We start from the raw sequence: 10,379 nt of genomic DNA on the forward strand, positions 1-10,379 counted from the left end.
TTGCCAAACGGCGAGGGCGGCCGAAGCCGCCTTCGCCCAAATCACCGACTAACCGCTAAAGACCGGCGTCCTTGACTTTGCCGTCGACAATGCCGGCAATGGCATCGAGGCACGCCTTGGCATCGCCGCCATAGTCTTGGCCCGTAAGCAACTTGCCGAGCTCAACCGGAATGTCGTTGTTCGACAGATCCGCCCAGATCGGCATGTCCGGCTCAGATCCCATCTGATTGTCGATCGTGTATTTGATCGCGTCGAAATGGCGTGTCGTTCCGGGGCCGACAACAGCCTTCGCCTTGACCCGAGGATCTGTAAAAGAGGAATTGCGCATCGGCGAGGCGCCGCCGCCGAGCGTCGATACCCGCGCCATGACATCCTTCGAGCAGACCCACTGCATGAACAGCCATGCCGCTTCCTTGTTCTTGGAATATTGCGACAGCGAGATCGTCGAGCCGCCCTGGTGGCCGACGGCCGGGATTTCGTTGAAGCCGCAATCGGCAGCGGCGCGACGACCAGGAACTTCCTTGGGCGCGGGCAGGGCCTCGAACAGGCCTTTGACCTTGGAATCCTTGGCATCGAAGCCGGGGAAATCCTCGCCCCAGGTGATTGCCATGGCGGCTTGTCCCTGTGTCAGGGCCTGTCCTTGGCCGTCCCAGGTCCAAGTCGTCGCCGACGGCGGCGAGTTCTTGACCAGCTCCTGATAGAATTTGAGCCCGGCCACGCCGCGCTCGTCATTGCCGACAAACTTCTTGTCCTTGTTGAAGACAGAACCGCCATGGCCCCACAATGCGAAGGTCCAGTCGCATTCCAGCGAATAGTGGCCGGACTTCGCCTGGCACGCGGTGCCGAAGATGCCGTTGCTCTTTTCTGCCTCTGTAAGCGCCTGGACGGCCTTGAGGTAGGCGTCGAGGTCTGTCGGCAGGGCAATGTTGTGTTTGTCGAAAAGATCCTTGCGGTACATCAGGATGAAGATCGGAATATCGAATGGAATTCCGCACTGTTTGCCGTTGTACATGGCGATGCCGTCGACCAGCGGCTTGGAGAAATCGTCCCAGTCGAAGTTCGGCATCGCCAGTTCTTTGTTCTGGTCGTAATACTCGCGCGGATCGACGACATCCTGGGCAAACGTCGCCATCCAGGACTGGTCGAGATAGTAGACGTCATAGGTGCCAAGCTGGCCCTGTACGTCTTGCGTCGCCTTGGCGAGAACCTGCTCCAGCGGCACGATCTCGACTTCCACCTCAATGCCGGTTGCCTTGGTGAATTCACCCGCGACAAGCTGGTTGGCAACAATCGTTGGCGGCGTCGCTTCCGACGTGTAGCGGATTTTGGTGCCGACATATGGTTTGCCGACGTCGGCCAGCCACTTCAGCATATCGGCGTCCTGGGCGCGGGCTTCTTCAACCCCGAGGCCCAGCATCCCCCGACTGGTGCGGCCACCACCTAGCATGGCCGATCCGAAGGCGGAAAAGCCGACACCGGCGAGCGCCATCTTCCTCATGAAGTCGCGTTTGGTTATCCGGCGCGCCGTAAAGTCATTGCAGGTATCGGCTACGAATGTCTTCTTGTCGTGTTCACTGAAGCTCATGATCGTTCCTCCATTGCGTTTTTGTCGTCGTTCTTCTCGTCAGCGCCTCACTCCTTCAGCGATCCGAGGGTGAGGCCGCGGACCAGATGCCGTTGAACCAGCAGGATAAAGATGAAGCTGGGTATGATCGCGGACGTGCCGAGCGCTGTGATGTAGCCCCACTCGGTCGCGGTCGAGGTGACAAAGGTCGAGATCTTCACCGGCACAGTGCGGATCGACGTTGTCAGGAACAGTGAGAGCAGGAACTCGGTCCACGAAAAGATGAAACACAGCACGGCCGTCGCAGCGATGCCGCCCTTGACCATGGGAAGGACCACGCGTCGGAACGTCTGCCAGCGCGTCGCGCCGTCAATAAGCGCCGCCTCATCAACCTCGCGCGGAACATCGTCGAAGAACGACTTCAAAAGCAGAACCGCCAGCGGCAGGTTGATCAAACTGTGAACGAGGACGAGGCCCGTATAGGTATCGCGCAAGCCGAGATCGCGGAACATGAAAACGATTGGAATGACGATCGCGATTGGCGGCATGAAGCGCTGCGAAAGAATCCAGAACAGGAAGGACTGCTGGCCGCTGAACTGCATTCGCGACAGGCAATAGGCGGCCAGGGTGGCCAGCAGCAGCGTCAGCGCCGTAGATCCGACGGCTATGATGGCGCTGTCGAGCAACGACTGGCGGGAATCGTATGAACTGGCGCCACCCTTGATCACCCCGGCCGCCTCGCCGCCCTGTTCCATGCCGATGTCGACGCGTGAGACGCCAAGCAACGTCACGCGGTAATTGTCCGGCGTCGGTGTGAAACCGACGTAGACCGGTCCGCTGCGGTCGAAGATCGCCGAATAGGGTTTGATAGACGACAGCGCCCACCACGCGATGGGGAACATGAAGATCGCCACCACCAGGACGGCGAGCACGTCGCGGGCGATCGTTTGGGCGCGCGACGACTCCATCAGAACCTCACCTTGAACAGCCTGACGAAGAGATTCGACACGACGATCAAGACGACGAGCACGATCAGCGACAGGGTCGCGGCATAGGGGAAGTCTCCGGTGAAGTAGATACGGCCAGCGTAGAACGAAAGCGTCTCGGTGGCCGTGCCTGGCCCGCCGGCGGTGATGATGTAGACGTAGTCGTAGATGCGAAAGAGATCGACGCCGCGGATCAGCACCGCGACCGCTATCACCTTGCGCAGCATCGGCAATGTGAGCCGCAAGAACGTCTGGATGCCGTTGGCACCGTCGATCGCGGCTGCCTCGAAAGGTTCCTTCGGCAGCGCCCTGAGCCCTGCCAGGATGATGAGCACCATGAACGGCGTCCATTGCCATATGTCCGCCAGCAGGATCGCCGCCAATGCGGTTCCGGGCTGCGTCAGGATCGGCTGTGCCGGCGAGATCAGGTCGAGGGCATAGAGGTAGAACGACAGGACGCCGAAAGAGCCGTCCTGCATCAGCAGGAACATCATTCCGGTCACCGCAGGCGGCACCACCAGCGGCAGTGTCATCAGCGCCCGCAGCACGCCGTAACCTTTGCGATCGGTGTCAAGCAGAAGCGCGATGAGGATGCCGAGCGCAAGCTGAACCGCAAGCGCGACGAAGGTGTAGATCAGCGTGGTTTCCAGCGAATGCCACATACGCGCATCCGAGAAGGCGCGCGTCCATTGGTGGAGCCCGGCGAAGTCGAGCTGACGGGAAACGACATTGCGTTTGTGAAGCGACAGCCAGACCGAATAGGCGAGGGGATAGATGCCGAAAACGAGAAGCATCACCGTGATCGGCGCGAGCCAGGGGAAAGGATGCTCGGCCGTCATGAACCGGGGAAGGGCCCATCTGGGCGCTTCGCGGGTCACGGTCACCGTGCTCACGCGCAAATCTCCGCTCGGTCACACAGACGCATCGGCCTTCTCCCTATCGGCCAGATTGTGCCAACTTGAACTTTTGTAAGTTTGTTGTGCCTTTTGTTAAGAACGTGTCGGAGGGCCGCCGATTTGTCAAGTGTCGGTTCAGTCAGGCTCAAGGGATTTGCTCGTGGTCCCAGAGGATGCGTGATCGCCGAGTATGGAGTTGTTTTGGAGGAAACGCCGCCGGCAAATGCCGTGCACCAGCCTCAAACGCGCTCAGGGCCGCCGCCAATTTTGGCTGCAACATCCTTGGCCCTCGAACTGCGCAATTAGCGCTAAGATGCGATAAACTGCGCAGTTACAATAAGACCCTTTTCGTTACGAATTTACAAATGCTTAACCCTGATGCCGTTTCGAGCTTAGTTGTCCGCGGACAACTCACAGGGAATGCAGGAGAACACCTCAGACAGAGCAGTGGTTGTCCGCGGACAACCAAATGGCGCCAGGTGGAACGATGAAGGATCGATTGCTATGATGGCGCCGAAGTCCACCGCCGGCCTCCGGACACCCCATCTCATTACGCGGCTTCCAGTCCGACGGCCGGCTGCAGCATTGTGAGATACTCGGCAGCGGCCTGCGCCTTCGCAGCGGCCGTGATGATGGCTCTCTTGTCACTCTTAAGGACGGCGAGCCAGCTCGCCAGATAGGCGGCTGTGTTGTCGCGTGGATCATGCGCCACGCCCAGGTCGGCACACAGGAACGATGCCGCGAGCTCCGCAACAAGCTCCTCCACGGCGTAGCCTTCACTGCCGAACCTGCCCGTCAGATCGCGGTCCAGGCGATGCTTTGCGCCGGACCAATGCGAAACCTCGTCTAGCAAAGTCGAGTAAAGGTGAACCTCGCTGTCGAAACGCCCGCGGTCAGGCATGAGGATGTCGTTGATGCTGGGCCGGTAGCAAGCTTTGGCACCACCGTAGCTGACGCTTGCGCCGATGTTCTGGACGAAGCTCTCGAGGGCCTCGATGTGCGGAGCCGGATTGCCGAGAGCTCCTCGGCGGGGCTGAAGAAGCGATCCGGTATGTTCTCGATCTGCTCAATATTGAAGACGGTGTAGCCCTTCAGATATGGAATCGCGCGGTCTTCGTCATCGTCGTGATGCTTCGGCGTGAACGTGCCATATTTGACGACGAGGGTGCCTTTTTCGCCCTTACGGGCTTGACCACCGAAGTCCTGCGCCTGCCGGTAGGTCATCCAGGTGTTTTCCTCGCAGCCTGAGCCGAACTCAACGTGGGCGGAACCTGAATGTTGCAAAGTGAGGATCGGCATGGCTGGATACGGTGACGATGCAGGCTCCACGGCCTATGCGACGGCAGGCAGCTATACCTGCCAGCAGGCACGATCGCAGCGGCGCGCCACGCGGCAGCGCCTATATTGACGGCCCCTACGGCATGCTTCCCCAGCGTGCCCACGGGGGCTTGGCACAGCCACGGGCTTGGCCTCCACCGTGTACGGCGCGACGCTCGCTAGCGATCTGACCCTGCAGCGGGTGATCGATGCCTCGTATCAGCCCGCGTACCTCGAACTGGTCAATCCGGGCTCGCTGCGAGCGCTATGTCACCGATTCGGACGGCATCGTCCATGTGCCGTCGACCCGTTCAGACCGACGCGGACAATTTGCCCATCATTGCTGAACTTGTAGGTCCCAATTCGCCCTTGCGGGCCACCGACGCGGTAAAGGGCTTGATATCAAACATTCTTTTTGGTTCAGACTCGTGAGACATTCAGACTCGTGGGACATGACCCACACGACGCGCTACCGTGTGTCTCGCCATCACGCCACCGCCATCCGACTTTGAGAAAGATCAGGTAGACCGGTCGAAACGGCCCGATTTGCGAAGCTTCGCAAGCAAGCTCTCTGCCGCGCCGTGGTAGTTGGCAGAGGCCTGCTCGGCCATCGGCAGCGAACTCCACACGGTTAGTTCGGCCACCAGAAAGTCGTTGTCTGCGTCCACCGGCGCGGATCTAAGTTGTCCGTTTTTATCCATCATGATTGCTACCACGGTGTCGTTTGCGCCGTACCCAATCGCCGCCATCCTCTGAATGCGAGAATCGCCGTCCACGCGAACGTCGAACAAGACAGATCCGCCAGTTTTCTCCGCGATGTCATCCACTCGGTCGGAAAACGCCCGATTCATACCGCCTGTATTGGCAAGTGATTGCTCCAACAAAACCAGTTCAACATACTCCGCCTTCATGCCGTGACTATGGGCGCACAGGCCCAATCGGCAATCCTACCCGGATCTTTTCACACAGGAATCCCAATGACATCCTCCAACGCGCCGCGGCGTGCGCGGCGACAATCAAGGTGAGACCGAACCAAGCACGAGACAGATGATATTGGTGATGATTGCGATTTCGACGCTGTTCCAGGTGGCTGCGATCAAGCGGTCGTTCTGCCACAACGAAGCGTACCACTCCGTCGTCCCTGATTGTCCTGACCCACAAGCTCCTCCCCAGGAAGAAACTAAGCCTTGAGCGGGCGCGTGGGCGGCTGCAGCATCCGCAGACGACCCTCCGATCTCTTTCCGCTTCCTCGCAGGAGCGCCAGCTCCATGTTCGGCGTTTGCGCCGATTGCTGAGGGACGGAGACAAGGAACGCGACTGCCTCTCCGCTCGTTGACCGTCTCGACCCGAGTTGCCGTCATGCCCTCCACCTCCATACGCAAAACGGGGTCTGATCCGGAAAGAAGAATCCTCTCGGTCTGGTTTGTAGCCAGCGCCAAGGCATACCGAGTTTGACAGCGTTCCGCCGGAGACCTTTGCCGCGTTCCGGGCCGCATCCGCCAGGGTCGCTATTTCGACGACGCATCGGCAACAACTTCCGGTACCACCTTGTTGCTGCCGGTAGCGACCGGGGGACGACCTGACATTTCGGTGCCGAGTTCGTCCTTTACGCTCCAACCGTCGGTTTGTGGACGCATGGAAGCTCTGGAATACCAGTGGCCCTGATCGCGCATCGCGCGGAAATTTGCGGCTGTTGCGATGCTCCGCCAAGCGGCCGGATGTTCAGCGTCAGACCGCAGTCCGTGCAGGTGGAATCTATCTTGACCAGACGTTCTCTGGCCTCGGCCAGTCGACGTTGTGCAGACCTAATCCTGTCGCACAGCGCGATGTTAATGCCGACGCCGCAGTCTTTGTCCAGCATTTCGGTCGCACGCTGGAGAGACAGCTCCGCTCGTTTCACGCGCTGCCTGGCTTTAGGCAGCTCGATGTTCAAAAGATCGACCATCATTCAAGATCCGAGGGGCCCCTTCGATTGTTAACCGGACCCGGTCGCATTGGTTCCAGTGGGAATCTGCACAGGGATTGGACGCGAGGATTCGTAAGCCTTGGATTGCCGACCAACTGCGGCCACAAAATCTTGCCGTCGATTGCGTGCGGCGGCGCTGGCCAGCGGCAGCTCACTAACGGCGCCTCATCGGGCCAAGGTGATCGCCCGAGTACGAGTTTGGAGCCAAGTCGGGTTAAGCAGCCGTGTCGAGCGGCGCCGCCGGCGTCTGCGACTAAGCCAGCTTGCCGATGCTAGGTCGGCTTGGCAAAAAACTCCGGCAGGGTATGGACGGTATATTACTCGACCCTAATTAAGCGCCATGTTCCGCTTGCTGCTTAGCTTCGTCTCGTTGTTATTTTCCACCACGCTTCTTTATGCGCAAGAGTGGCAGCCCTTCGGCATTAAGCAGTTTGGCTTTGTATTCGATGCGCCCCCCGGCTTTGTTTTAACTCAGCGTTCCGACCAGGGAGCAGCTTTTCAGGGCAAAAACGAGGCCTTTCTTGCTGTTTGGGGCGCAAGGCTCGGAAAGGCCAGTTTCCGCGCCGAAATAGAGCATCGAATTGTCGAGGATGAAAAGGCGGGCTGGAAAGTGACCTATCGGCGCGTTAAGCCGACGTGGGCCAGTTATTCCGGTATCAGGGACGGGCAAATCCGCTACGTACGCGTCATTGCCGTCTGCAATGACGGTGCGGCGCTCTTTATAATGAACTACAGCAGATCCGAAAAAATCGCCTACGATCCCGTCGTCGTGCGAATGGTGCGATCGCTACGGGCGGAAGGCTGCTAAAGCCTGAGACTTTCAGAAATATGTGTGGACGTTGATCGCGTTGGCCTGCAGCGAAGACTGAGATTTAACGGCAACAGCGGTTCTCGGTCGCCCCGTTCCACCGCCGCACCGCCAACGTGAGGGAATCTGCCGTTTCCGTGGCTCCGCAACGGCGAAACCGAACCAGGCTGGGCGCCTATCCCTCACCGCGACCGCGGCGCAGCCGAGGAGATGGGGATGTTACGGTCCTCTGTTTAGGGCCGATGGTCAAAAAGTTTACCAGCTCCCGACCGGAAGCTGGTCGCAGAGGAAGTCCTTCTCTAAATTCCATAGCAATCCTTTGGTTCGCACCTCCAGTGCACCCCGTGATAAGCGAGTTGCGGCGCAGACTTGAGGCAGATGAAAATGTCGAAGAGCAGGCCTGGGCCGTCAGTGAGCGGCGGGTCTCGGACTCAATGCCTGACGACGCGTCCGTGATCTCGCAATCCCGCGCTTAGGACGTCGGGACCGCTGATGCCACAACAACAAGCAGAGCCGCAGTCGCGACAAACGACGTCGAGCGAGCAGCAGTCCAATCAGGGTTACGAGACCGTCGCATTCCATCAATGCGACGGCCAAGACTACCAGTGAGAGCACCGGCAGGATATTGCCGAAGGGAATCAGCAGGGCGATAACGACAGCGAGCAGGAAGATCGGAACGCCGAGCGGGTCTGCACCGTCGGGCCCGTCAGGATCTGCAGCTGACCGGTGCGCACCACTTTCTCCACCCGGCTGATCATCGGCACCGAATGACGGACCATAAGACCGAACGCCACAGGCGAAAACTGGCGCTCTCTGATGATGGCGGGCAACCAGACCCTCCGGCTGCCCGCGACGATCTGGAGCGGGACCAGCGCGAGCCCGCTGCCGAACACCGTGCCGAACGGCCCCGGGATCGGCGTCAACGCTGGGATGGCTCGGACATCTCACCCACGCAGCCGGTCCTCACGCATCCTCGCCGGCTCTGTTCAGAGCCCGGACAAGGGCTGCGCATTGCGGGTCCTGGCTATCCAGAAGCTCCGCCGGCGCGGTACGGCCAATCGCTATATTGATGGCGGTGGACCGCCGCCCAGCCGTAGTCGCCGGCGGCGCGCTCGATGAGTGGCGGGTCCTGAGACGTCAGGCAGTTCTGAGACTGGCGAACGATCTCCACGGAAGCTTCGCGCGCTCTCCGACCAACTCAAGGAGGCCAGTGGTGACAGCTTCCAATCGAAATATATCGACATGCAGACCCAGGCGCATAAGGAAGCGGTGGCGCTGTTTTCCGCTTACGCAAATTCCGGCGACGATCCGGCTGAAATGAAGGAGTTGCCAAAAAGACGCTGCCAGTGCTGCAGATGCACGAACGTCACGTCAAGGATCTCGCTGCCGCGCATCAATGGCGACGACCGCCAGCGGCTTCGCAAACGGAAACGTCCGGCATGAAGGGAGCGGCTGTCGTCGGGACCCGGGAACAAAGTACCGAGAGTGCCGTTATTCACCTGGCTTATTCCCGAGAGGATCCAACGGGAGGCGGCATTCGCGAGGCGCCAAGGGCAGTAGAGCTGGGTTTCGGCACCGTCCCGATTGCCGCTGTCACAGGCTGAATCGATTTCCGGCCAGGACAGGTTACCATGCGCTACGGCGAGATATTTGCAAACGCAACGGCACTCTTGTTGGTGACGCTGATGATTGGCGGCGTCTTCGTCCTGTTTGGAGAGCCGCTGTGGCCGCGGCACTACGCGAGAATGGTGCTGGTCACGGATATCGATGCCATGACCACCGCGTCAGTCCGAACAAGCTGCCTGCCCAGTCCCTGCCTGCCCGACACCATCGATCATACCGTGCTCACTCCTCGCCCCGAGGACGGACCTTGATTTGCGATTTGCAGACGCTGGAGCTGGGTACGGAAAAGCCCGCCGCCCGAGCTGCGCGGCGGGCTTTTTTGGTGAATCAACCCACGGTAGACCGTCTGGCCACGACTAGGTCAGGATAATCACGATCTTGTAGGTATTCGGGTCGACGATGACGATCCGGCCGTCAGCGAGCACGAAATACTCGTAATTTTCATAAGCCGGAACGATCTTGACGATGCGCGCCGGCAGACGATGCAGCCGGACCTTCTTTCGCGGAACCTCGACGCCGACGGAGATGTCGAAATCGACATTGGAAACGGGTTGGACGTTCGTCTCCTTGATGACCTGAGTGATCTCTGTCTTCTGCTCAACGGTCACATTGCTGATGGAAGCGGTCGAACTCTGGTCCTGCGTCTGCGTCGAGGCATTGCCTTGGGTCTGCTCGGTGGTCGTGGTCCCGGCCTTGCCCTGAGCCTGCTCGTCGGTCTTCATCTTGGTGCTGCCCGTGGCCTGTTGTTCAGTCGTGGCGCCAGCCTTGCCCTGAGCTTGCTCGGTGGTTGTGGTGGTTCCAGCCTTGCCCTGAGCCTGCTGATTGGGCTTTATCTTGGAGCTGCCCTGAGCCTGCTCGGTGGTGGTGGTTCCAGCCTTGCCCTGGGCTTGCTCCTCGGTCGTCATCTTCGTGTTGCCCGTGGCCTGCTGGTCAGTGGTGGCGCCAGCCTTGCCTTGGGCTTGCTGGTCAGTCGTAGCGCCAGCATTGCCCTGTGCCTGCTCGCCGGTCTTCAGCTTCGGTTTGCCCTGCGCCTGTTGATCAGTGGTGGTGGCGGCCTTGCCCTGAGCCTGCTCGCCCATCTTGGCGCCGTTCTGGCAATTGGCAGTGCCGGCTGCACAATTGGCGCCGGACTGGTCGTCGGTCGACTGCTGCGTCTGGGCAAGTGCGGCCCCGCAGCTGACGCTGATTGCTAACATGCTGGTGATCAGAACGCCTTTCA

Annotated in this window: 9 protein-coding genes and 3 pseudogenes; 3 read left to right on the forward strand and 9 right to left on the reverse strand. The window is 59.9% G+C overall.

What is annotated here, in order from left to right; genetic code table 11:
* Nucleotides 1-55: 55 nt before the first annotated feature.
* The 6 genes and pseudogenes from NKH59_RS27225 to NKH59_RS27250 all read right to left on the reverse strand — a co-directional run bounded on the left by NKH59_RS27225 (nt 56) and on the right by NKH59_RS27250 (nt 6,711).
* On the reverse strand, nt 56-1,585 hold the full coding sequence (locus tag NKH59_RS27225; protein ID WP_352686320.1) for an ABC transporter substrate-binding protein: 1,530 nt from the start codon (nt 1,583-1,585) through the stop codon (nt 56-58).
* Nucleotides 1,586-1,632: 47 nt separating this feature from the next.
* Nucleotides 1,633-2,532, reverse strand: a complete 900-nt coding sequence (locus NKH59_RS27230; protein WP_352503255.1) for a carbohydrate ABC transporter permease — start codon at nt 2,530-2,532, stop codon at nt 1,633-1,635.
* The gene (locus NKH59_RS27235) at nt 2,532-3,443 is read right to left on the reverse strand and encodes a carbohydrate ABC transporter permease (RefSeq protein WP_352474341.1); all 912 of its coding nucleotides are present in this window, start codon (nt 3,441-3,443) and stop codon (nt 2,532-2,534) included. The genes NKH59_RS27230 and NKH59_RS27235 overlap by 1 nt, the downstream gene beginning before the upstream one ends.
* A gap of 553 nt (nt 3,444-3,996) precedes the next feature.
* Nucleotides 3,997-4,694: pseudogene (locus NKH59_RS27240) on the reverse strand (ArdC family protein); the annotation flags it as partial.
* A 587-nt stretch (nt 4,695-5,281) separates the two neighbouring features.
* A complete protein-coding gene (locus NKH59_RS27245; RefSeq protein WP_353016357.1) occupies nt 5,282-5,674 on the reverse strand; it encodes a hypothetical protein in 393 nt (130 codons plus the stop codon).
* Between the two features lie 695 nt (nt 5,675-6,369).
* Nucleotides 6,370-6,711 (reverse strand): hypothetical protein, encoded by a 342-nt coding sequence (locus NKH59_RS27250; protein ID WP_352541854.1) that lies wholly within the window; start codon nt 6,709-6,711, stop codon nt 6,370-6,372.
* 358 nt (nt 6,712-7,069) lie between these two features.
* Here NKH59_RS27250 and NKH59_RS27255 point away from each other — a divergent pair, with 358 nt between their 5' ends.
* Nucleotides 7,070-7,537 (forward strand): hypothetical protein, encoded by a 468-nt coding sequence (locus tag NKH59_RS27255; protein WP_352474337.1) that lies wholly within the window; start codon nt 7,070-7,072, stop codon nt 7,535-7,537.
* A gap of 408 nt (nt 7,538-7,945) precedes the next feature.
* Here NKH59_RS27255 and NKH59_RS27260 read toward each other — a convergent pair.
* Together NKH59_RS27260 and NKH59_RS33580 are read right to left on the reverse strand one after the other, a co-directional pair.
* Nucleotides 7,946-8,430: pseudogene (locus tag NKH59_RS27260) on the reverse strand (exopolysaccharide biosynthesis protein).
* A gap of 70 nt (nt 8,431-8,500) precedes the next feature.
* Nucleotides 8,501-8,708 (reverse strand): annotated as a pseudogene (locus NKH59_RS33580) (hypothetical protein); the annotation flags it as partial.
* Between NKH59_RS33580 and NKH59_RS27265 the strand changes: the two are divergent.
* Nucleotides 8,657-8,980: a DUF4142 domain-containing protein gene (locus NKH59_RS27265; RefSeq protein WP_352541855.1), complete on the forward strand. Its 324-nt coding sequence runs from the start codon at nt 8,657-8,659 to the stop codon at nt 8,978-8,980. The pseudogene NKH59_RS33580 and the gene NKH59_RS27265 sit on opposite strands and share 52 nt — an antisense overlap.
* Nucleotides 8,981-9,168: 188 nt before the next feature.
* Nucleotides 9,169-9,411, forward strand: coding sequence for a polymerase (locus NKH59_RS27270; protein WP_352686328.1), 243 nt, complete (start codon nt 9,169-9,171; stop codon nt 9,409-9,411).
* 105 nt (nt 9,412-9,516) lie between these two features.
* Here the strand turns inward: NKH59_RS27270 and NKH59_RS27275 are convergent.
* Nucleotides 9,517-10,379, reverse strand: an 863-nt coding sequence (locus NKH59_RS27275; RefSeq protein ID WP_353023599.1) for a DUF1236 domain-containing protein, incomplete at its 5' end; no start/stop codon positions are given.

It is taken from the genome of Mesorhizobium sp. M0998, assembly GCF_040318885.1.
Classification (GTDB): domain Bacteria; phylum Pseudomonadota; class Alphaproteobacteria; order Rhizobiales; family Rhizobiaceae; genus Mesorhizobium.

Excerpts from the sequence above, each read along its gene's own strand:
- NKH59_RS27225 (WP_352686320.1), bottom strand. The coding sequence starts at position 1,585 with ATGAGCTTCAGTGAACACGACAAGAAGACATTCGTAGCCGATACCTGC.
- NKH59_RS27270 (WP_352686328.1), top strand. The coding sequence starts at position 9,169 with ATGCGCTACGGCGAGATATTTGCAAACGCAACGGCACTCTTGTTGGTG.
- NKH59_RS27255 (WP_352474337.1), top strand. The coding sequence starts at position 7,070 with ATGTTCCGCTTGCTGCTTAGCTTCGTCTCGTTGTTATTTTCCACCACG.
- NKH59_RS27230 (WP_352503255.1), bottom strand. The coding sequence starts at position 2,532 with ATGGAGTCGTCGCGCGCCCAAACGATCGCCCGCGACGTGCTCGCCGTC.
- NKH59_RS27245 (WP_353016357.1), bottom strand. The coding sequence starts at position 5,674 with ATGAAGGCGGAGTATGTTGAACTGGTTTTGTTGGAGCAATCACTTGCC.
- NKH59_RS27250 (WP_352541854.1), bottom strand. The coding sequence starts at position 6,711 with ATGATGGTCGATCTTTTGAACATCGAGCTGCCTAAAGCCAGGCAGCGC.